Origin of the sequence: Bradyrhizobium sp. USDA 4541 (assembly GCF_024171085.1) — a bacterium.
Taxonomy (GTDB): domain Bacteria; phylum Pseudomonadota; class Alphaproteobacteria; order Rhizobiales; family Xanthobacteraceae; genus Bradyrhizobium; species Bradyrhizobium australafricanum.
Map to the genome: position 1 here is coordinate 5,215,970 of NZ_JALJZF010000001.1, position 19,877 is coordinate 5,235,846.

Consider the following 19,877-nt stretch of genomic DNA (forward strand, 5'->3'; position numbering starts at 1 on the left):
AGCTTCCGCCGCGCCCCCGATTTTGATGTCTCGCTGGTCCAGGGCTGAGAGCGCCCCGATGCCAGGCTGATTGCTCAGGGCCTAGCGGGCGATCCCAGCGAGGTGACAGCGCTTGAGACAAGACACTAGATCACCTCCTTTCTTTGTTGATGGGACTTCGAATATAGGTGCCGAATCCGCGCTGTTAAGGCCGCCTCCGGCCCGGCCGCGCCGGAAAACCGGCCGGATTGCGGCGAAATGGTTTCGTTTACCGGAGAACAGAACGCACGCCGGGGCAGTTGAGGCCGCCGCCCGGCCGTGTTAGGTGAACCCGAGATGCGGGTGTAGCTCAATGGTAGAGCAGCAGCCTTCCAAGCTGAATACCCGGGTTCGATTCCCGGTACCCGCTCCAAGCACTTAGCTCACTTTTGCCCCGTTGGTTTTGCTGTCGGTTTTCCAAGTTAAGTTCTCTTTTCATCCCCGCGACGAGCAGCGTTGATCTGCTCTATGAGGGCCCTGGTTGCCGCCTCACGCCCTACATATCGGCGGATGATCTTCTCGACCTGCTTCTCCTCCCACGCCACGATCTCAGCGATGACGCGGATCGGCAGATTGGCGATGTAGAGCTTGGTGACTGCGGTGCCGCGCAGGTCATGGAAGTGCAGGTCCAACTCGCCCATGCCCGCGGCTTTCTTGGCGCGATCGAAAGCACTTCCGAAGCCCGCCCATGGGCGTCGGTGGCTGCTGGTCAGCACCGTGGTCGATACCTTGGGGATGCGCGCCAGCACGGCGCGCAAGTCGTCGTAGAGCGGGATATAGGCCGTTCGGCGGTGCTTGGATTTGCCGGTGGTGATTTCGATATGGTTTTGCCGGATATGCGACCATGAGAGGCGCAACAGATCGCCCTGGCGCAAGCCGGTGTGAGCTGCAAGATCTACGGCGAGGGCGATCTCCGGCGAGCATTTCGCCTTGAGTTGGATGATGTCCGCGTCGGTCCAGATAATCTCCGACCGGTCTGCTGTGTAGAGTTGCTTGATACCTTCGCAGGGATTGGACGCGATCTTCGCGAGCGGGTCGACGGCATAGCTCAACACCCGCGACAAAACCTGCATGCCGTAGTCGGCAGTTCGCGGCTTGTCGGTCCACTGATTACGCCATCGGCGAATGATAGGCCGGATTTTCTCTGGGCGGTCAAACTGCGCGATGCGCAGATCCCCGAAGTAGAGGGAAATTCGATCAAGCCACGGAGACCAATTCGACTTGGTCGAATCCGCGAGCTTCTTATAGTCGCCGGACGCCTTGTACTGCACTACGACGGAGCTAAACCTATCGGTGCTGACTGCCTTGCGGCTCTCGATTGCCTCGTTATAGGAGGCGATGAATTCGGGTGTGCCCGGCTGGCCGGTGAGACGAGGGCCGCCGCGCCATGCATAGTAGTAGATCTTTCCCTTCGACTTGGCCTTCTTAATTCCCTTGAGATCAACCTTCATGGCGAGCCTCGAATTCAGCTAGCTCCCGGTCGAGATCATTTTCTGGCGTGCTGTCCATCGTTTTCCCAACGGAAAGATGAAAGCGGATTGTGCCGCTCGGCAGAATGTCAACGGCGGACGGTTTCAGGCCTCGAGCTTCGAGTGCAGCCGCGCACGCGCCAAGGCGACGACGGAGAGGGGGGTTGCGGGCTGCTGCCATTGTGTCAGCTCACTCGTTGCTTTCGTTAAAGAGCTGCTTCGCCCGAACCGCCAGATCAAGCATGTCGCGACCATGCGGGAGAACAATCGCATTGCCGAAGTCTATGATTGCTTCGCCTAGGTTTTCACGGCTCACTGCAATGGAGCGGCCGAATGCATAAAGGGCCCAGTAGCGCTCAAGCCGATCCCAATCGACAGGATACCGCTCTTCTTCGGCCGCGCCTTCCGGGATGATGCCCTCGAAGAATTGCTTGAGGACGTTGACCCACGCCAACTCGCAAACAAGCATCGCATGAACAGGTTGAAGCTTGAACTCGGTGATCAAACGATGCCCGAAAACAATTCGCGCAGTCGCCAGCGAATCAAAATAGCGACGCCCTCGCTCTTCCTTCATCTGGAGAAGAGCATTCACCACATCTCTATTCGCCCAGTTTTGGAGCGTCGTCGCAGTAAGGCCCGGCGCCAGCTTGATGACGTTGGCGGGAGTGAAGAGGGGCTTCCGCCCGAAGGACAAAAACCAATAGAAAGGATGCTCGCTTTTTTCTGATTTCGCGAGGAAACGCTCAACTGGTTGTTGGACCTTAGACATAGTCCGGCAAGTCCTATTAAATGTCAGATGACATTAATGGTTGCCTGCTTCGCGATTAGATGTCAAATGAATGCAAAGAGCCGCCGGGGGATAATCCGGGCGGTTCCAGCAGGGCAACGCGAGCGCTTTGGATGCCCGGGGCTGGCCCGGGCATCTCCAGCGTGCGGCGCGCCGCTGTCAGTTCACGGTACCGAGGTACGGCAGGCCGAGCTTGGTCGGCTCCGGATTAGCGTCAGGGTCCGCCGCGATCGCGCGCACGGCGTCGACGGCGAAGGCGAAGTTGCTGGCGATCGAGACACAGGGCATCTCGATAACCGCCCGGTCGTCCCAGGTGCCGTCCTGCTCGACGGCGAAGTACAGCCTCACCATTCCTGCGCCCATCGGCTCGACCTTCCTGATCGTGGTGGCGAGGCACTGCGGCGCGCGCCGGCGGGTTGCGGTCCTCATGACAGCAGCCCTCCCAGATCCTCCGCAAGCGACAGGGCGATCTCCTGCGAGCGGTAAACGTCGTCCATGACGCTCCGGACCTGCAACGTCCTGGCCTTCGCCAGAAGGCCGGCGGTGCCGATCGCAGGCACCGTGGCGAGCATTTCGAGGTGGCCATAACGCTCCTTCTCAGAGGCCAGATAGTCGGAGCGGTCGACGGCGTCGTCCCCATGGGCGTCGAGCAGCGCGCTCATGGCGCGATCCGCCTCTGGGACCGCCGCTGCAGCGGCCTCCAAGGCAGCGTCCGCCGACGCTGCTACGGCCGCCGTGGGGACAATGGCGGCGCCGGCCGCGGCGGCGAGAAAGCGTCTTCGGGATGTGGTATCTGTGGTCTTAGCCTGTGTCATAGGACCTCAACTCCTGTGCTGGGTTAGGCCCGCTTCGGCGCTGCAATCGCCGTTGCGGGCCGCTTCGTCTTGCCGTACACTACGTACAATACGATGTACGTACATTACGGTCAAGGCCCCATGGTTGACGAAAAAACTGAACGCTTCGAGATGCGGGTCCCGAGCGCGTTTCTGAACGCAATCGACGACTGGCGCCGGAAGCAGCCCGATCTTCCATCACGAGCAGAGGCGATTCGACGTTTAGTTGAGTCGGCACTTCCGGCGCCGCCACCTGCGCGGGGACGGCGCAAGGTGCACATTCCTACAGCGGAAGAGGTAGCGCGGCCGACGCCTCGAATCCGGCGACGGCCTCGGATTGTCCGTCTTGATCAATAAAACCGGCCAACGAGGATACGGAAGGAAGAGGAAATGTCCGCCAGCAAATACAAGATTTGGGCGGTTGGAAGTCCACTCAACGACGGCGTATCTGACTCAGTCCACGTCGGATTGGCCACGGTCGCGAAGAAGGCCAATGCAGACGAACCCAACATCGTGAGAAACGAAGTGCTTTGCAATTTGCTCGCGCGTGGGCTGTTTCTCCCGTGCCCGCCCGGAGCTCTGATCGAAAATGGAGGGGAAGACTACTTTTGCTCGCTCAATTTTAATCTAGTGGGGCAATCACTTCCGCCAACACCGATCGGTACGCTCGTTGCTACCAACACGGAGCTTTGCTGGGGTATCTTGATGTTTGACGTGCTGGTCATGAACCCAGACCGGCACAAAAGGAACTTAGCTTACGATCGGACGACCGGTCGCGTTCAGATATTTGACCACAGTCGGGCGTTTCTGCCCCTGAAAACAACAATCGACCCAATGATCGCCCTCAATTCGGGAGGCCTGGGCTTCACGTTTCATTGCTTGAAAGCAGAGATCTCAAGCATGAGCGGTTTCGAGTATTGGGCGGCCCGATTTAAAGCGCTGCCAGACTACTTTATCGAACAAGCGGTAGCAGAAATCTGCGCGATCGGGTACCCAGCCGACAAGAGAACGGTAACCATAGATTTTCTTAAACACCGCCGCAACAATATAGATTCAATCATCAAGAACAACATTGGACAATTTCCTAAACTGCCACAGCCCGCGCCGTTGCCTCCGCTTCCTCCGATTCCAATATCAAATCCAGTCGCGCCACCTCAGACGGGACGATGAAGATGAGCACGCAAGCGAAATACTGGGTAGCAAAATACGTCGAGGACCCCATTCGGAACGAGCCGAAGAACGTGGGCGTGATAGTTCGCGCCAACGGAACATGGGCAGCACGTTTTGCAGGCGAGCGTGATGATGGCACCGTCGACGGGCGAAGACTTCAGAATTTCAAGTACGCCGATGTCTATCGGCAGTGGCTGCAGTACTGGCGTGAGCAAATCGATGCTGAAGACATTGATGATATTCTAGCTGCGACAACCTCGAATTACTTAGTTGTGCCAGGCGGTGATGTTTCTGACATTGGTGATGACGACGCCAAATCAGTCAGCAAGTTCCTCTACGACCTTCTCGTTTCTGACGCCCCTGTCATGGAGGCATTTGAACTGGCGATTGAGAGCGAGGTCGAGCGCGATCTATCTCTCGACTTAGACAAGGCCTTCCGCGCTTGGGAAATTCTGGGAGAGCAGCCGACACTCTCTGTGAGGCATCCGATCAGAAAGAAGCAGCAAATTCGAGGTTCGCACACTGTCTATGAGCCAAGCTTCTCACAGCAGAACGGGAAGCTCTATTTGTTCGAGGCGATTGACTTCAATACGCAACGGCCAAAACTGCTCAGAGAGAGGGCCGGATTCATGGCTTATATGTTTAGTGACATTCGACATGCTCTGATAGCTCGCGGCTCGGGTCCACAACCTTGCGAAGCCTATTCGATCATCCGCCCGAGAACAGCGGGTGACGCCGAGGCTGTCGATTTTGCTCGAGATGTACTTTCGGGCGAATCGCACATCGTAAACTGGGCCGATGACGAGGAGCGACAGAACTTCCTCCGAGAGCGGAAGTACGTTGCTGAGCATATAGACCCGCTCTAAGGCCACGAGTTAGCTTTCGGCCGTTAACGTCTAAGGCAAAGCAAGCTCGCTTGGCGCCGGCGGCGCTCCATTTTCGCGGCTATTCCGACTCGATCAGAACACCCAGCCGACGCGATTCAGGATTCGGCTCCCGTGTGCGCATTCCGCGCACGATGGAGGAAAGTCTCATGTCTAAGTCGCACTGCAACTACGGCCACGCGATGACGCCCGAGAATACGAGGATCGTGCAGCCCAGAGGGCACAAGTATCCTTGGCGGCAGTGTCGCATCTGCATGGAGCTAACCCCTGCGGACGTCTTAGACATCGACGCGAAAATGCAGGCCGGCGCCGTGATCAAAGATCTCGGATTGAGCTACGCCAAGCAGATGGGACTTGAGGCCTACCGAAAAAAAAATCCAGAGTGGTCGGCGCGCTTCGAGCAGGTGGCGTTGCTCAACGCCAACAAGAAGAAAGCCGCTGCTCCGGCGTTTTCGCGACAGACACGCTCTCATTGCACGCGCGGACATGAACTGACACCAGAGACATTCGACAAGAGCTTGATGCCTGAAGGCGTGACGAGCTGGAATCCTCGCGCGTGCCTGGTCTGTCGCAACGACCTTGAATGGCGCCCCCGTCGCTTCACCGCCGAGGAGGTTCCCACTGCGAAAAAGCTGGCCGTGCACGTCGGCATCAGCGTTGGACGGCCGCAGAGGACACATTGCAAGGCCGGCCACCGGCTGACGCCGGAGAACATCGCGGTGATGCTCACAGGCAAAGGGTTTCGACACCACATCTGCAGGCTATGCAAAGACCTTTCCGAGGTCGAAGCTGCGGAAATTCTACGGAAGCTTACAGAGGGGCAGACCCTTAAGACTATCGTGATGCCAGTCGGCAAGCAGCATCATTCATTTGATCGGTACCGCGCGGAGCACCCGGATTGGGATGCGATCGTCACGCCACTGCTGCACACCAACAAACACGCTGCGCGGTTAGCCGGGTTTAAGGCAAAGATGGCTGCCAGGACACACTGCAAGCGGGGGCACGAATATACGATCGGCAACACTTATTACCGGTTCAACGGCACACGCCAATGCAAGACCTGCAACCTGCTAAGCCAAAAGACGGTCAAGCCGATTGCGCCAAAAATGATCGAGTTGGCAAAGCGCGCGCTAATCACAAACGTGTCAGTTGAGAATATCACACGGGGCCCGAACCGGGCAATGAACAGCGTGCAATGGCGGCACCTACGCCTGACCGATCCGGAGTTCAACCGTTTTGTCCTCGAGAACGTGAACGGAAGGAGTTTGGGAACGATGCAGAGCAGAATGGGCATAGCGCCGCTGATGGACATCACGCGCTCCGCTCGTATCGAAAACGTCGGAGCGGATGCTTCTATCCCGGTTTATGTAGAGCAGCCGGGTGATTTTTCTTTGTTCTACAGCCTCACTCCACGATATCTGTCGGATCAAGACCGTTTCGACGTGGTCGCCAACATCTACATTGCACTGGGGGAGCGCCGCGTGCGGAGAGAGGATGTACCGCAGCGGATCCGGGAGTTCACCAAGCAGCACACCGAAATATTCCCAACAGGTGAGTACGGCAGCGCCAAGTCGCCGTACTCTCTCGATGTGGCGGTCTTCGATGACGGGAAAATGACCCGGCACGAGACCGCGCACATCGGCTTATGGTCAGAGGATTCAATGTACGCCTGACACTCACCACCGGCAGGCGGCTCCGTCCTGCCTAGCCCCAGCGAGTGAATCGCCGGGGCTACTCCGCTCTTTCGAAGCCAAAGAAATGGTCACGGGTTGGAAACCCTTCTCTTTGAACTACTTTTTGAACCAACGCTCTTCTGTTGCGAGGGAGAATAAGGAGCCACCTTAGGGGGGACAACTTTCGCGACCTGCACGCTGATCCAGGCGGTGCCGTGCACGCGTCCCTGTTGGCTACTAAGATGCCACCAAACTTTTGCGCACGCGCTCCTAGAAGTTACTGAAGGATGGTGCCCGGCATAATCGAAAAGGATCGAGCCCATATTGTTCTCGACGTAGTTGAAATGAGTCGCAAAACTATCCGGGATTATCGCAGCGTCTTGTTCCTCGTTTGGTAGATTGATGCAAAGGTCGTGGCTTAGATCAGAAGACCCTCCGTAAACGTCCCCGTCCTGATGCGTGGATTCGCGACGATGAACCGCTATTGAAGCTGGGACGGGTGGGAGATCGATACTCTGATAGTCGCCGTCACCCACTTTCACCGAGATGATGGTTTCTTGGCTTAGATCTCTGCGAATTTTAAGCTGAGCGCTTTTGGTGCTTGTGATAAACTTGTCACCGCCAATGTGTTCGCCGTGAGTCACTTCGACAGAGATCGGTTGTCTAAGCGGCAGCGGCTGCCTTGGCGTAGAATTTATTTGCACGAAAAATTCATCGGTTTTCATCGCGTCACCGACAATAGCGAGGTAGAAATTATCGCGCGAGTCTCGTAAGCATCCTAGATATGCGTCCTTTCCCGTGCTGGAAAGCTTGGAGATCGTGTACCACGTCTTCTCCGAATTGGAGAAATCAATGCGTAGCTGTTTACTCAACGACGAGGCAACGTCCACCGTTGCGTGTCCATTCATTGGTATCCCGTCGTATACAAATCCTCCGCCCGTATCGACCTTATCGCGCTCCGCTTTCGATAGAGTGTCCAAGTAGAAAAACTGGGTCGCGATATCCTTTGAATACTTGATTTCTTCATACTTGAGAAATTTTGCTGGGTCACACTCCGCTAACGCGGGAGCGGCGGTTGCGAAAATCGACGAGATGGCGGCGACTGCGATAGAGCAATTCCGGGACATAATCATCTCTCCCTGTTCTATGGACACATTTGAAATATTACCTCACGAAGCACGGCCCCCGATTGCACCCTTGAAGCCATACACTCAACCGGTGCGCGAACCTAGGGGCGATAAATACGGTCAGCGCTATTGCCGCTTATTCCGCTCGGTGACCATCTTTATGTCCCACCTCAAGCCTTCGCGCGAAGCTGCCCCAAGACGAACCTGCGGCTCTTTGGAACGCCGCCGCGAGGGGCATCTTTTTCTCGGACCATATGAGCGCGGCGAGATCAGCCCAGACGTCTTCCGCAAGGTCTGCGAGTTCGGATTCGAGGGCCTGGTTTCCAAGCGTGCTGACCGGCCTTACCGCGGCGGCCGCTCCCCGCACTGGATTAAAGTCAAAAACCGCACACATCCGGCCATGAGCCGCGTGATGGATGCTCTGAGATGACTAGGCCTTTTGAAAAAGCTACGCCGCCGGGCTCGAAATGAGCTGTCCCGACGGCGCCTGTGACTGGGCCCCTGAAATCCCCCAGCGCGATACGATCTAGCAGCCGGGCCGCCGGCCATTTGTGAACCAGTTCACACTTTCGGGCCCCGTAAAACTCCGGCTCTTGCTCTCGCCTGAAGCTTGAGAAAAGCTAGGGCGAAACGATCCGCAGGCCCAGTTGAGATCGGGCTTAAGGATAAAGGGAAACTAAAACCGTGACTGAGATCGCCGAACGGCGAATGCAGAAGCGCGTCTACCCCTCTGTGGGGCAATGCATCTATTGCAGTTCAGACGGCGAAGGTCTCGGTCTCCGAACAGAGCACATAATCCCTGGTGGCCTCGGTGGTCGGCTCGAATTACCGGGTGCTAGTTGTCACTCGTGCGAACAACAGACTAGCGCGCTAGAAGGACGAGTTCTCAGCGGAGTATATGGCTAGTAAGCGGCAAGGAGACCCCGTCTGGCGGAGGGGGTGAACGATCGGCTATCGGCTGCTAAGTTTGTGAGCCGATGTGAGCTTCTATGTCTGCGCCTAGTTCTGGAACTAGAACCTTCCATATGATCGAAGCGGTCGCCGACCGTCTTGAGGGAGCGCCGCGGCAGCTTCGCCGACGCTGGTCGGACGAGTTTAAGGCCCAAGTCGTGATGGAGGCGCTGGAGCCTGGCGCGAGCGTCTCGGCGATCGCCCGCCGGATCGGCATTCACCCGTCGCAGCTGTTCGCCTGGCGCCGTGACGCTCGGGCCGAGCGGCGGCGTTATCGCTCACGGCACTCGAGTTGCGAGGGTGTGGTGGCGCCTGTGGCAGGCGCGGTGATCGAGATTGCCATTGGCGAGGTGATCGTGCGCGCCGGCGTGGACGTCGACGAGGCGCAGTTGCAGCGGGTGATCCGGGCGGTCCGTTCGGCATGATCCCCTCCGGCGTGAAGGTGTTCCTGGCGAGCCATCCAGTCGACTTCCGCAAGGGTATCGATGGCCTTGTTGCGCTGGTGCGCGATGCCGGCTCAGATCCGTTCGACGGTGCGCTTTATGTGTTCCGCGCCAAAAGAGCCGACCGAATAAAGATCGTATGGTGGGATGGCTCCGGCGTGTGCCTCTATTTAAAACGGCTTGAGAAGGCGAGGTTCTGCTGGCCGCGGATCGGGCATCATCGGGTGCAGCTGAATGCTGCGCAGTTGATGGCACTGGTGGATGGGATGGACTGGAAGCGGGTCCGGACCGCGGCGGTCAAGCCGCCGGAGATTGTTGGGTAAAAGCACTGCGGCGAAGTGAATCAGCGGCCTGAAAGGGCAAGAGAACCGGGGCAAAATGTGCTCTGGTCGGGTCAATGACGCCGCCCGATCTCAGCCTCCCGAATGACGTAGAGACGCTGAAAGCCATGGTGCTTGCCATGGCCGAGAAAGCGGCCCGCGCCGATGCTCTGGAGAGCGAAGTCGCCGATCTCAAGGCCCGCAACGCCGATGCCGATGCGCGCATCGAGCGGCTGACGCAAATCCTGAAGGCCTTCGACCGCGCCCGGTTCGGCCGACGATCGGAGAAGCTCGGCTCGGCGAACGGCGACGATGAACAGCAGGCCCTCGTCTTCGAGGAGATCGAGACCGGCATCGCCGCGATCAAGGCCCAGGTCAGCAAGGGCCGTGCGCAGGCGGATGGCAAGCGTGCACCGCGTCGGCGCAAGGGCTTTGCGCCCCATCTGGAACGGATCGAAACCGTCATTGAGCCGGAAGAGCTGGCTGAGCATGCCGGCAAGCAGAAGGTGCTGATCGGCGAGGACGTGTCGGAGCGCCTGGATGTGGTGCCGGCGAAGTTCCGGGTGATCGTCACGCGCCGTCCCAGGTATGCCTTCAAGAACGCGGACGGCGTCATCCAGGCGCCGGCCCCGGCCCATATCATTGAAGGAGGCATTCCGACGGAAGCGCTTCTGGCCCAGATAGCCGTCGCCAAATATGCCGATGGCCTGCCGCTCTACCGGCAGGAGGCTATCTACGCCCGCGATCATGTCGAGCTCGACCGCCAGCTGATGGCGCAATGGATGGGCAAGCTCGGCTTCGAGCTCGAGATCGTGGCCGACTACATCTTCAGCGAGGTCAAGAAGGCCGAACGGGTCTTTGCCGACGAAACCACTTTGCCGACGCTCGCTCCGGGCTCCGGATCGACAAAGACGGCCTACTTATGGGCCTATGCCCGGGATGACCGAACCTTTGGCCGCAGCGGTCCCCCGATGGTGGCTTATCGCTTCGAAGACAGCCGCTCCGGCGAATGCGCGGTCCGCCATCTCAATGGTTATCGCGGCATCCTGCAAGTGGATGGCTATGCCGCCTATAACAAGCTCGCGCGATCCGATCGCGGCAATGATGGCATCACATTGGCTGGCTGCTGGTCACACTGCAGACGCAAGTTCTACGAGCTGCATGTTGCAGGGAGCTCGGAAGTGGCAACGGCGACGGTCGAGCGGATGGCAAGGCTCTGGCAGGTCGAGAAGACCGTGCGCGGTCAAAGCCCCGACGCTCGCGTTGCCGCGCGCCGGCAAGCCTCCGCGGCGATCGTCGCAGATCTCTTCGATCTCTGGCAGCAGACCTTGCGGCGGATCTCCGGCAAATCAAAACTGGCTGAGGCGATCCGCTATGCCGTCTCGCGCCGTGCCATCTTCGAACGCTTCCTGACCGATGGTCGCATCGAGCTCGACTCCAACGTCGTCGAACGCGCCATCAGGCCACTAACAATCACGAGAAAGAATAGCCTCTTCGCTGGCAGCGACGGCGGCGGACGAACCTGGGCGACCATCGCAACGCTGCTGCAGACGGCGAAAATGAACAACGTCGATCCGTTCGCCTGGCTCGCCTTAACACTTCAGCGTATCGCCAACGGCTGGCCGAGCAGCCAAATCGACGCGCTTATGCCATGGAACCACGCAGCCTGACGGCCTCAGCTTGCCGCTTACTATGGCTATTCTCGAGCTCATCTGGGCGTTCGTCGAGAGCAACACTCGAAGAAGAAATGGCCCGCTACTTTGCCGGTCATCACCTTGGATGACGAAGGTGGTAGGGAGAAAGTCGACGTTCCTATAGAGGCACATCCGAATTTGATCACCGTGATCAAATGGCGGCCCCCCGAGATCTACTTCCATCGACATCCTGACGACAACGGTATCAAGGACGCGTTCATGGATGGAATGAGCGACGGACGGATGTGGACGAAGGCGCGAAACGTCGCGAGAGCGGCTCGCAAAAAGCGCATTGGCCTCAATCAGGGCGGCGTCCACGTCGATGAATTTGCGCGATTCCTAGCGAAGATCGGCCACTCCTTCGCTGTCGCTGAGCGAGGCCTTGGCGAATTTACCCCCTTCCTCTTGAATGCAATCTTGGGCAAGCGACCAATGTTCCTTTCGTACTTAATAGGGAACTCCATCGTTAGCGATACATCGCCGACACCAGACGTCCACGAGATCAAGTTGCGTGAGGAGAGCATCCGAGGTCGAACATTCCTCGTCGCGCGCATCCAGCTATTTGCCGATATTGGAGTTGTCGACAAACATCGCAATACAATCACAGGCATGCAAGCCTATGACGTGATCGCTGGTGAAGTTGCTTGAAGGTTGCTTCTACCCGTAAAACACCTCGCTTGCACTCCCACCGTTGCATGAGACTTAAGCCCTTTCCGGAGAGGCAACGAACACAAAATGACAGCCACATACAGCACAATACTCGATGAGGCGCTCGCAAATTGGGCCGCCATTCAGCCGTTCAAATTTCCGCCCCCCGACGATCTACTCCTTGCAGAACGAGGAACGTGTCGGCTGGTGATCGACAAGGGTTGGGCTCCCCCGGTTGGTTACTGGCGCTACGTCCATCTTAAGGGACACCTTGAGCTCGTGGATACAATACCTGAAGTTCGTCATTGGCCGGAGTTGGCGGACGCGCTGCGTTTGCTTAATGATGCGTCGACCATGGTCGAGACGCTCGGTTGCGACGTGGCGTCCGAAGAAGATCGAAGCGGCGATGCAGCAGTAATGGTGAACTCATACACCGATCTGTTTTTCTCATCGCCAGAGCTACAATCAGATCCGACGCATTCGATCCGGTTAGCTGTAAGAATGCTCCAGGCGGTTGAAGGTTGCGAGCAATGGTGGGCCCAGGTTTCGATTAGCCTGCAGCAGATGAAGAAACCGGCCAGCCAGAATGATGATCGATGGGCGCTGATGGTCGCTGTCAGAAATCACGGAAGGTCCAAAGCCAATGCCCGAGACCTATGGGGCAAAACGCTCGAAAGGATCGTGCGAGCGGCGGCTGAATATCGACTCTCTTGAGAGGGTTACGCTCGACCATCCTCAGCTTATTATCTTGTGCAATTTATCGAGGCCCCAATCAGTGAGAGCTTTCGTGGCAATTGCCTGGATCACGTTGAGCGGCATCGTAATGAGCTTTTCTGGACCAAGCGCGGCCTTAACTTTCTCCCAAGTGGAGTCGTCAGACAGGATTGCGCCTGCAAACTCATGGCCTTCCCAGGTAAGGTCCCGGACCGGCACGAATGGCATTCCGTTCGTGATCTTTGGGTCCGGACCGTCGACGTATCCAGCCTTGCGAAGCAGCATGAGATGATACCCGACCGTGAAATCATCGAGACCCCCGACCTTCAGCGTTCGCACCTCCAAATCCTTTTTCTGTTGGATAGCCCGGAGGACTTTCCGAATGACTTCCATGTCACGCTGCATCTTGATCCCCCTGAGAAGTTCAGCGGAGATCGTAAATGTCTGAGGTAGGCCTTCAACCTGAACAAAAGTGGATTCGGGAGCGTGACCTGGCATTTTCAAGCGCTCCCAGCCGGTGCGATCCGCTGCAGCGATTGCTTCGCTTCCGCTTGCTGTGCCGCCTGGATGGCGTCACACCATTCAAGGCAGTCGGTAACGAACCTGTCTGCTGATTGAACGAGATCGGCGCTAACCTTCACCGCCTCGCCGATCTGCCGGATCTCCTCTCGAAGCGTCAGCTCCATTTCGCGAGAGCCGTTTCGTTCGCGCTCAACGATGAAGCACTCCGCGAGCCCGCGAGGATGCGACAGAATGATCGACTTCAAGACAAACAATCGTTCCCCGAGCAGTCGCCAAGTCTCGATGAATTGCTGATGGTCAAGATTGTCCATTCGTCACGTCCCAACCCACGACGGCGCAGTCCCGCCACTAGCGAGTTGCGACATCGCCGCCTCGCGCTTTAGATCGTCGACCACACTTCTGCGTGCAGATAGGCCGCCAATGGACCGACCATCCGAAAAGTGGATGTTAACGGGGTGTGAGGCCTCTTCTGCACCGCCGGCACCGACGACATCGCGCGCACTGACGTGGGGCAATCCGACATCGTCCATGAATCCGACCGGGCCGCCGACCGCGAGATGCTTGAATCCGATCTCTTTCCCATTGTTGATCGCGTGCAGCAGCCCAAGGTGTTTCTGCGCCGCATCCGCGTTCACTACGAACTCATCTCTCGACAACATCGCCGGAATTGAATCTGATGTCCTCGATCCAGGGCCCGTGATCAGACCGCCCGTCGCTGCATAGGTCGGCTCATCGGTTACAGCATCGCTCTTGATCGTGTTGGCAGCCTCTGAGACCGCTTGAGCCAGATCGTCCAAGCTCTGCTCGACTTTGTCTGTGGTCTCGCCGAGACCAGCTACATCTTCCGATCCGCTGCCATTCTCACCCTCGCCGCGGATGCCCATAGCCTCCGGATTGGTGACAGCGTTGTCCTGCTGCTTGGCGCTGTTGATCGATGAAGCGATGCCCTCGATCAGGCTTCGGAACGCATCGCCGAGCGCTGCCACTTCCTGCGTCGATGGCAGCGAGCTTTGCTGTCCGGGACCGGCTTCCGGCGGCCGCGGTTGCGGGAGCGGCACCGGAAGCGTGTCGCGCCGATACTGATTGTATTGCGGGAAAGTGATTGGCTGGTTCTGTCCGGTATCGTAGATCGGCGCAGAATCGCCCTGCGTACCCGACCCTTTGAAATCGAACGTGTCTTCCAAGGGACTGTACGGTCTATCTGAGAAGAACGGCTTCTCGCGCAAGCGTGGATATGGCTGATCCTTGTTTGGCTTCGCGCGAAAGAAGGGCGTCCCGTCAGCGCCATAGCCGCCCAGAGTGGGCGGCTCGTAATTCGGGCTAGGCTCATATCGATAGCGATACGGCCCCTCTTCACCTTCCGCGAACGGGATAGTCATCCGCTCGCTGAGGTCGGCTTTTCCTCCTTTCGGGTGAGGAACAATCCCGCGCTGAGGCTTAATCGGAACGAGCTTGTCCTCGTCCGGGCTGTACGGCCTGTCGCTGAACAGCGGATGATTGGTGGTGTAGCCATCGACACCCATCTGTCGACGGATGCCTTTGGTGAAATCCTGATGAACCTTGCCATCAGCAGCCGAGAACTCCTGCGCGTCGAGCTTCTCCTTCTCAAACTCGTATTGGTTTCTCGGCTCGCTGGGCTGCTCTGGTATCGGATACTCTGGCTGGCCAGGCCCTACACAATAGAACCCTGGCCGAGTGGCTTCAGTGGGCGCGATCGGTGCCCGTGGCTGGGCGGCGCGCTGCTTCGCGAATGCCTTGTTGATCTCTTCCTGGGTCGCGCCTTGGGGGATGTTGACGACGCCATCAGAACCAACTAGATCGCGACCCGCCGGCGGCGCCGAGCTGGACTGCGCAGAACTTGCCGAGCCTGTGCTGCTGCGAGCATCGCCTGATTGCGTCTGAGTGCTGGTTGATTTTGCCGAAGACGATTGCCCCTCTGACTTCTGCGAGCCGTTCTGGCCCTTCTCCAGCGTCGAAAGAAATTTAGCGAGAATGTCCTTCTGATCAGCGGTAAGCTCAGCAATCGTAGTTTCCTGCTTCAGCTGCGCGTCCATATAGCGCAGCGACGTCACTTCGCTCGAGAGCTTGCGGCCCTCGTTGTCCTTCGTGAACTTGAGGTCAGATTCGCGCTGGAGATAGTCAGCAGACGTCAGATCTGTCTGCGCCTTCTGCTGTGCCAGTTCCGCTTTTTGTGGCTCTAAATAGGCGTACCGACGATTGACGTCGGCTACCCTCCGAGCCGTGTCAGCGTCCCTCAGCTCGTTGCGGGCGTCCTTGAGCGGATCATCCTGGATTGCGCTTGTGTCGTATCCCTCAAGTTGGCGAAGGTTTTTCAGCGCCTTTGAATATCGACTTTCGGCGTTGCGCGCGGCATTTTCTGCCTGCTCCGGAGCAAGATCGGCCAGCTCCTTATTCTTCGTTGCATCTTGTACGCCGATCTGAGCACTCTGCTTGGCAAGGGCAGCATTCTGGACGGCGAGCTGATCTCGACCTAACTGAAGGTCCAACGCTTCCGGCTGGTACTTTTCATCCAGGCCAGCTTGCTCTGCTGCGAGCTTTGCATTTGCGGCGGCAATGGCCTTGTCCTGGTTTAACGCATTATCTCGATTCGTGACCGCGTCAGCGCTGTCAGCGGTCCTATCCAGCGCGCTGGAGAGGTTTTCTGCAGACTTGGCCGCATGATCCATGTTCGCGGCTGCGACGGTTTGGTCACCTTCACCGCCTAAGATCTTGTTGACTGGCTGAGCGATGACACCAGGCGTCCCAAGTTCATCCGGCGACAATGGCACATCACCCGGGCCGCGGTATCGACTGGTTGCCCGTACAGCCTGAGGGTTTGGCCTGAGATCGTCCTTGAAATCGCTTTCGTGCCGGGCTTCTTTGACTGCCTTGATACCCTCTGCCGTGGCACCCAGGAATTTCGCCGCACCGTCGATCGCTGTCGATACGATCTGCGTGCCGTTCAGCGAGTCGCCGAGCTTTGACGCTTCCGCTTTGAGGTGCGCGATCGCCTGGCTGATGCCGGTGCCGAAGGTGCTCTGTGTGGTCCGCTGATCTTCTTCAAGCTGAGGCAGGATGTTGCCCAGCGATCTCAATGTCTCAGGAGCACTATAAACGTTTGCGTTGGGCAGCCTGGTTTGCAGATCCTGCAGCAGACGTTTCATCAGCGTCGGCATGATGTCGCCCAGCCCAGTCGCCAGCTCCGGCGTCAGCCGGCCACCCTCGCGCAATCCGGTCAGAAACGTCCTAATAGCCGGGTTGGCCTGCTCATCTTCGACGCGGTCGGCTTCGGCGCCAGTAAACAATGACTTAAGCGCGTTCGTCTGCTCGGCGCCGGAAAGCTTGCCGCCGAAACGCTGGTGGGTGCGCGTGATCTGCTCGAAGGGATTGGTCAAGGTCGACGTGGGAACCTTCAACTCCCCAGCCGTCTTTTGCAACTCTTTATAAGCCGCCACGCCATTTTGCGCCGAGCCGGTGAACGCGCCGAGCCGCTGCGCCTGCGACCGCGCGGTATCTCCAGCCTTTTCCATCGCCGTAACGAACGTGGTGGTGATGGCTGCGCCCAAGGCAATGATATTGCCGCGGCCGAGCTTGCCGAACTCACCGAGGCCATCGAGCTCCAGGCCGGCTTTTTCGGCCGCCGGCCGGATGGTTTCGACCACCTTTTTTACGCGCTCGATGTTCTGTTTCGATCCCTCCGTCTTGCCGTTGAGAGAGGCGAACACGTCGCCGTACTTCCCGAGGCCGGAGTTGGAGTCCTCGATCGTCCGGTTGGTCGCGGCGAGTGCCTTCGCGCCGACCTCTCCCGTTTTCTTGAGCTTGGCCTGTACATCCTCCGCTCCTTCGAGCGAGATGCGTTGAACAATGCGGTCAGCCAATGATGCCTCCTATTGCGGCCGGCTATCGAGCAAGGCACGGCCTGCGTCGGTAATCGTGTAGGTGTTGAGGGTTTCGCCATGGTCGATCTCGACATTGCCGTCGATCGCCATGGCGGTGAGCATCGTGAGTAACTTGATGGTATCGATGTCGGTGTCTTCGTCGGCCTCGGGAAAGGAGAGCGAGCCGCCGGCGCGGATCAGTCCCTCAAGGATGATGCGTTCGGCAGGGACCAAAGGCTGGCGCCATGTCGGAGGGATGACGAGCATCAATCGCGCTCTATTGCTTCTTCGACCTTGGCTCGCACCTCGGCCGCGGTAGAGATCTCGGTCAAATGCTGACGGACATACTTTTCAAGCGCGATCATGGTCACGACCGGATCGCTGCCGATTTCGTGAGCAAGCATTGCTCCGATTTGGCTCGGCCAATTCATCAGAGCGTCCCGGTATTCCCGGGCGAACCCGAACGCCGACTCCTTGACGACATTGGCGTCGACCAGGCGCTTCGCCTGATGCTCTATTTCTATGTACCGGGCCCGCGCCTTCAGGATGAGTTCGGCGGTTCTGGCCGCATTGAAATCGATCTTGCCGTGGTATGCGCCCTCAGTCTCCAGCACCTCCTGGATCATGGTCACGGCCTGTTTGGCTTCCTTCTTGGAGCGGAGTGCCGAGCTGTTCACCTGTTCACCTGGATCAACCGAATTTTGTTCACCCTGAGAACGCTTCGCCCGGCTGGGCTCAAGATTGCCGTCGAGTGCCCGCTGGACAGCCGCGAGATCGTAGCGACCGTTCGGAAGTTGCGGGATTTTCCCGGTTTTCGCGAGTTTATGGAGACCGCTTTTGGCGCGGCGAAGCACCTTGGCCAATGCGCTCAAACTCAGGCCTGCATCGTTCATCGTTCACCTTCGAAAACATCTGCCGCGCTAGGCCAATCGAGCCCTGAGCTCCCCCGCACTAAGCGAGCGCCAGGGAGGACCCGCGATCATCGGGGCGAGCCCACTTTGAACTCGGCGTTGACGCCTGCGATCGCCCGAGCCCAGTTTCCGGCGTCGGCCGGGCGCGGCGTGGTGATCAGTTCCGCCGAGCTCGATGGGGCGGCGGCCTTTCTCGGTGCCACCGAGCAAGGCTTGCTGGCGACGGCCTGCTGCACTCGCTTGATCGCCTCGGAGAGCGAGATGCCTTCACGTTTCACGAGCCTGTGCAATTCCTGGTCCTTGCCGCTGCCGATCAACCGCTCGGCCGTCTGCGTCGAGATAACGGCTGGTCTTTTCTTGCCACCTTGCCAGATCGTCTGCGCCATGGTGCGGAGCCAGCCGCGTGTGACGTTACGGTTCACTGGATCGCTCGTCATTTGGACTTCCTCCTTTGGTGATGGCCGCCGCGCGCCAACCGGTCAGAAAAGGCGCGCGGCGGCTTTGGGCCGACGACCATGACATCGACCGAAATTTGCGCGGGGACCGACGGCACCACCAAGAACGCGCCGACCCCGCGCAGGTTGAAAGCCACAGGCGCGCCCGCACCATGTCTCCCAACCTAAGCCTGCTCATCGGATGTAACCGGCCGCGCGACCGCGCTCCTGCGCTTCCTGCCGGCGCCTAGCGTAGATCGCTCGGCGATCGAGACCGACGGCGGCGTGACTGCTAGACGGAGGTGACGCCGCTCTGACGATGCCCAGTCCCACGTCAAGACTGGTGCTGCCGGCTCGGCGAGCTTCGGCGTTCGCCCGTCGCTGAGCGTAGATCTGACCTGCCGATGGCATCTGCTGGTTCATGGCTGTTTCCTTTGTCGTGCTGTGAGATCAGGCGGCTTTGTCTGCTTTGGCCTGGGCGGCCTGCTCGGCCTCCCACGCCTTCAGCTCCTCGACGGTGCTGAAGACCGGGCTGACCGGCTCGAGCAGCTCCTTAACTTCGGGCGCACGTTCCGCCGGCGCCTCGGCGCTTTCGATTCGGTCCAGCTCCTGCAGGATGCTCTCGGGCGATGCCCGATCCATCGGCCGCCAACCGGGAACGCCACCGCGAAGGCCCGGCAACGCCAAGACCTCTGCTAGGGACGACGCGCCAGTGCCGCGCACCCAATCGGAAAAGCGGACGCGGTCGAAGTACTGGCGTTTGGTGATGTTTGTGGTGTGGCCCGCGCTGTAGTCGGTGCCGGGACTCGAGAGGTACGCGGTGCCGTTGCCATTGTCCTTGATCTTGCGGGCGAATTCCGGACCGTAAGGCCTGCCGCCGTGAGGGTTGAGCCAATGCAATTCGCGGGTCCGGGAAATATCCTGCCGCGGAATTGTCGGCGACATCAGCACCGCCAGCTCGAACGGCTCAATCCGCTGATCTTCAGGCAGCTTTTTGTTGAGCTCTTCGCGCGCGAGCTCGGCCTGCGCCATCGTGCGCAGCACCTTCTGCGCTTCCTTATTGGTCGAGGCGAGGAAAGCCTCGAGCAGCTTCTGTGCATTGGCGCCCATGGCGTTGACGCGAGCCAGGCTTTCCCGGCGCTCTTTCTCCGCGGCTGCCGCGCGCGCTTCGCTGAGCGCGACTTCGGTACGGCGGACGGAAGCTCGAGCTTTGACCAAGCGGACCTCGGCCAAGTTCTTGACGCTGACGAGATCGCCAACCTGGTCGTCCGAAAGCTCGATCGGCGGCTGCTCCATCGCCTGCATTGCGCTGCTAAACGCGGCCTCGGCTGCCGCCAACTCCTCCTGCGCGTTCTGCGCTTGAGTTTCCAACGTTGCGATCGAACTCTTGAAGAGCGCCAT

22 protein-coding genes and 1 tRNA gene are annotated in these 19,877 nt (G+C 58.8%); 11 read left to right on the forward strand and 12 right to left on the reverse strand.

Annotated features, from left to right (window positions below; translation table 11 throughout):
• Positions 1–317 precede the first annotated feature (317 nt).
• Positions 318–391 (forward strand) — tRNA-Gly (locus J2R80_RS24650).
• Positions 392–440: 49 nt separating this feature from the next.
• On the opposite strand, the gene J2R80_RS24655 is transcribed toward J2R80_RS24650, so the two are convergent.
• The 4 genes from J2R80_RS24655 to J2R80_RS24670 all read right to left on the reverse strand — a co-directional run bounded on the left by J2R80_RS24655 (position 441) and on the right by J2R80_RS24670 (position 2,936).
• The gene (locus J2R80_RS24655) at positions 441–1,469 is read right to left on the reverse strand and encodes a site-specific integrase (RefSeq protein WP_253639563.1); all 1,029 of its coding nucleotides are present in this window, start codon (positions 1,467–1,469) and stop codon (positions 441–443) included.
• A gap of 208 nt (positions 1,470–1,677) precedes the next feature.
• Positions 1,678–2,256: a hypothetical protein gene (locus tag J2R80_RS24660; RefSeq protein WP_253639564.1), complete on the reverse strand. Its 579-nt coding sequence runs from the start codon at positions 2,254–2,256 to the stop codon at positions 1,678–1,680.
• Positions 2,257–2,433: 177 nt separating this feature from the next.
• Complete coding sequence (locus J2R80_RS24665) at positions 2,434–2,703, reverse strand: hypothetical protein (RefSeq protein ID WP_253639565.1); 270 nt, start codon at positions 2,701–2,703, stop codon at positions 2,434–2,436.
• Positions 2,700–2,936, reverse strand: coding sequence for a hypothetical protein (locus tag J2R80_RS24670; protein ID WP_253639566.1), 237 nt, complete (start codon positions 2,934–2,936; stop codon positions 2,700–2,702). Before J2R80_RS24670 ends, J2R80_RS24665 begins: the two co-directional genes overlap by 4 nt.
• Before the next feature lie 561 nt (positions 2,937–3,497).
• Here J2R80_RS24670 and J2R80_RS24675 point away from each other — a divergent pair.
• The 3 genes from J2R80_RS24675 (at position 3,498) to J2R80_RS24685 (ending at position 6,834) form a co-directional block, all read left to right on the forward strand.
• Positions 3,498–4,277, forward strand: a complete 780-nt coding sequence (locus J2R80_RS24675) for a hypothetical protein (RefSeq protein WP_253639567.1) — start codon at positions 3,498–3,500, stop codon at positions 4,275–4,277.
• A 2-nt stretch (positions 4,278–4,279) separates the two neighbouring features.
• Positions 4,280–5,143 carry a hypothetical protein gene (locus J2R80_RS24680; protein ID WP_253639568.1) on the forward strand — a complete coding sequence of 288 codons (864 nt, stop codon included), beginning with the start codon at positions 4,280–4,282 and terminating at the stop codon, positions 5,141–5,143.
• 167 nt (positions 5,144–5,310) lie between these two features.
• Entirely contained in the window at positions 5,311–6,834 is a 1,524-nt protein-coding gene (locus J2R80_RS24685; protein WP_253639569.1) for a hypothetical protein, read from the forward strand.
• Between the two features lie 89 nt (positions 6,835–6,923).
• Here the strand turns inward: J2R80_RS24685 and J2R80_RS24690 are convergent, their stop codons facing one another.
• Positions 6,924–7,961 (reverse strand): hypothetical protein, encoded by a 1,038-nt coding sequence (locus J2R80_RS24690; protein ID WP_253639570.1) that lies wholly within the window; start codon positions 7,959–7,961, stop codon positions 6,924–6,926.
• A gap of 160 nt (positions 7,962–8,121) precedes the next feature.
• On the opposite strand from J2R80_RS24690, the gene J2R80_RS24695 reads away from it, so the two are divergent.
• The 7 genes from J2R80_RS24695 to J2R80_RS24720 all read left to right on the forward strand — a co-directional run bounded on the left by J2R80_RS24695 (position 8,122) and on the right by J2R80_RS24720 (position 12,731).
• Complete coding sequence (locus J2R80_RS24695; RefSeq protein ID WP_253639571.1) at positions 8,122–8,391, forward strand: hypothetical protein; 270 nt, start codon at positions 8,122–8,124, stop codon at positions 8,389–8,391.
• A 278-nt stretch (positions 8,392–8,669) separates the two neighbouring features.
• Positions 8,670–8,867 carry an HNH endonuclease gene (locus tag J2R80_RS43775; RefSeq protein WP_375162660.1) on the forward strand — a complete coding sequence of 66 codons (198 nt, stop codon included), beginning with the start codon at positions 8,670–8,672 and terminating at the stop codon, positions 8,865–8,867.
• Between the two features lie 119 nt (positions 8,868–8,986).
• Entirely contained in the window at positions 8,987–9,337 is a 351-nt protein-coding gene (locus J2R80_RS24700) for a transposase (RefSeq protein WP_253606702.1), read from the forward strand.
• Entirely contained in the window at positions 9,334–9,678 is a 345-nt protein-coding gene (tnpB, locus tag J2R80_RS24705) for an IS66 family insertion sequence element accessory protein TnpB (protein ID WP_027583889.1), read from the forward strand. The genes J2R80_RS24700 and tnpB overlap by 4 nt, the downstream gene beginning before the upstream one ends.
• A 74-nt stretch (positions 9,679–9,752) precedes the next feature.
• Positions 9,753–11,345, forward strand: coding sequence for an IS66 family transposase (locus tag J2R80_RS24710; protein WP_253604517.1), 1,593 nt, complete (start codon positions 9,753–9,755; stop codon positions 11,343–11,345).
• Positions 11,346–11,435: 90 nt separating this feature from the next.
• Positions 11,436–12,017 (forward strand): hypothetical protein, encoded by a 582-nt coding sequence (locus tag J2R80_RS24715; RefSeq protein ID WP_253639572.1) that lies wholly within the window; start codon positions 11,436–11,438, stop codon positions 12,015–12,017.
• Positions 12,018–12,104: 87 nt separating this feature from the next.
• Positions 12,105–12,731: a hypothetical protein gene (locus tag J2R80_RS24720; RefSeq protein ID WP_253639573.1), complete on the forward strand. Its 627-nt coding sequence runs from the start codon at positions 12,105–12,107 to the stop codon at positions 12,729–12,731.
• A 21-nt stretch (positions 12,732–12,752) separates the two neighbouring features.
• Here the strand turns inward: J2R80_RS24720 and J2R80_RS24725 are convergent, their stop codons facing one another.
• The 7 genes from J2R80_RS24725 to J2R80_RS24755 all read right to left on the reverse strand — a co-directional run bounded on the left by J2R80_RS24725 (position 12,753) and on the right by J2R80_RS24755 (position 19,877).
• Positions 12,753–13,229 carry a DUF2513 domain-containing protein gene (locus tag J2R80_RS24725; RefSeq protein WP_253639574.1) on the reverse strand — a complete coding sequence of 159 codons (477 nt, stop codon included), beginning with the start codon at positions 13,227–13,229 and terminating at the stop codon, positions 12,753–12,755.
• Between the two features lie 2 nt (positions 13,230–13,231).
• Entirely contained in the window at positions 13,232–13,564 is a 333-nt protein-coding gene (locus J2R80_RS24730) for a hypothetical protein (protein WP_253639575.1), read from the reverse strand.
• A gap of 3 nt (positions 13,565–13,567) precedes the next feature.
• The gene (locus tag J2R80_RS24735; protein WP_253639576.1) at positions 13,568–17,131 is read right to left on the reverse strand and encodes a hypothetical protein; all 3,564 of its coding nucleotides are present in this window, start codon (positions 17,129–17,131) and stop codon (positions 13,568–13,570) included.
• Positions 17,132–17,140: 9 nt separating this feature from the next.
• The gene (locus J2R80_RS24740; protein ID WP_253639577.1) at positions 17,141–17,401 is read right to left on the reverse strand and encodes a hypothetical protein; all 261 of its coding nucleotides are present in this window, start codon (positions 17,399–17,401) and stop codon (positions 17,141–17,143) included.
• Positions 17,398–18,024, reverse strand: coding sequence for a hypothetical protein (locus J2R80_RS24745; RefSeq protein ID WP_253639578.1), 627 nt, complete (start codon positions 18,022–18,024; stop codon positions 17,398–17,400). The genes J2R80_RS24740 and J2R80_RS24745 overlap by 4 nt, the downstream gene beginning before the upstream one ends.
• Positions 18,025–18,110: 86 nt before the next feature.
• The gene (locus J2R80_RS24750) at positions 18,111–18,479 is read right to left on the reverse strand and encodes a hypothetical protein (protein ID WP_253639579.1); all 369 of its coding nucleotides are present in this window, start codon (positions 18,477–18,479) and stop codon (positions 18,111–18,113) included.
• Between the two features lie 447 nt (positions 18,480–18,926).
• Entirely contained in the window at positions 18,927–19,877 is a 951-nt protein-coding gene (locus J2R80_RS24755; RefSeq protein ID WP_253639580.1) for a hypothetical protein, read from the reverse strand.

Excerpts from the sequence above, each read along its gene's own strand:
- J2R80_RS43775 (WP_375162660.1), top strand. The coding sequence starts at position 8,670 with ATGCAGAAGCGCGTCTACCCCTCTGTGGGGCAATGCATCTATTGCAGT.
- J2R80_RS24665 (WP_253639565.1), bottom strand. The coding sequence starts at position 2,703 with ATGAGGACCGCAACCCGCCGGCGCGCGCCGCAGTGCCTCGCCACCACG.
- J2R80_RS24670 (WP_253639566.1), bottom strand. The coding sequence starts at position 2,936 with ATGAGCGCGCTGCTCGACGCCCATGGGGACGACGCCGTCGACCGCTCC.
- J2R80_RS24680 (WP_253639568.1), top strand. The coding sequence starts at position 4,280 with ATGAGCACGCAAGCGAAATACTGGGTAGCAAAATACGTCGAGGACCCC.
- J2R80_RS24675 (WP_253639567.1), top strand. The coding sequence starts at position 3,498 with ATGTCCGCCAGCAAATACAAGATTTGGGCGGTTGGAAGTCCACTCAAC.
- J2R80_RS24655 (WP_253639563.1), bottom strand. The coding sequence starts at position 1,469 with ATGAAGGTTGATCTCAAGGGAATTAAGAAGGCCAAGTCGAAGGGAAAG.
- J2R80_RS24710 (WP_253604517.1), top strand. The coding sequence starts at position 9,753 with ATGACGCCGCCCGATCTCAGCCTCCCGAATGACGTAGAGACGCTGAAA.
- J2R80_RS24695 (WP_253639571.1), top strand. The coding sequence starts at position 8,122 with ATGTCCCACCTCAAGCCTTCGCGCGAAGCTGCCCCAAGACGAACCTGC.
- J2R80_RS24745 (WP_253639578.1), bottom strand. The coding sequence starts at position 18,024 with ATGAACGATGCAGGCCTGAGTTTGAGCGCATTGGCCAAGGTGCTTCGC.
- J2R80_RS24720 (WP_253639573.1), top strand. The coding sequence starts at position 12,105 with ATGACAGCCACATACAGCACAATACTCGATGAGGCGCTCGCAAATTGG.
- J2R80_RS24660 (WP_253639564.1), bottom strand. The coding sequence starts at position 2,256 with ATGTCTAAGGTCCAACAACCAGTTGAGCGTTTCCTCGCGAAATCAGAA.
- J2R80_RS24685 (WP_253639569.1), top strand. The coding sequence starts at position 5,311 with ATGTCTAAGTCGCACTGCAACTACGGCCACGCGATGACGCCCGAGAAT.
- tnpB (WP_027583889.1), top strand. The coding sequence starts at position 9,334 with ATGATCCCCTCCGGCGTGAAGGTGTTCCTGGCGAGCCATCCAGTCGAC.
- J2R80_RS24700 (WP_253606702.1), top strand. The coding sequence starts at position 8,987 with ATGATCGAAGCGGTCGCCGACCGTCTTGAGGGAGCGCCGCGGCAGCTT.
- J2R80_RS24690 (WP_253639570.1), bottom strand. The coding sequence starts at position 7,961 with ATGTCCCGGAATTGCTCTATCGCAGTCGCCGCCATCTCGTCGATTTTC.
- J2R80_RS24755 (WP_253639580.1), bottom strand. The coding sequence starts at position 19,877 with ATGGCGCTCTTCAAGAGTTCGATCGCAACGTTGGAAACTCAAGCGCAG.
- J2R80_RS24750 (WP_253639579.1), bottom strand. The coding sequence starts at position 18,479 with ATGACGAGCGATCCAGTGAACCGTAACGTCACACGCGGCTGGCTCCGC.
- J2R80_RS24730 (WP_253639575.1), bottom strand. The coding sequence starts at position 13,564 with ATGGACAATCTTGACCATCAGCAATTCATCGAGACTTGGCGACTGCTC.
- J2R80_RS24725 (WP_253639574.1), bottom strand. The coding sequence starts at position 13,229 with ATGCCAGGTCACGCTCCCGAATCCACTTTTGTTCAGGTTGAAGGCCTA.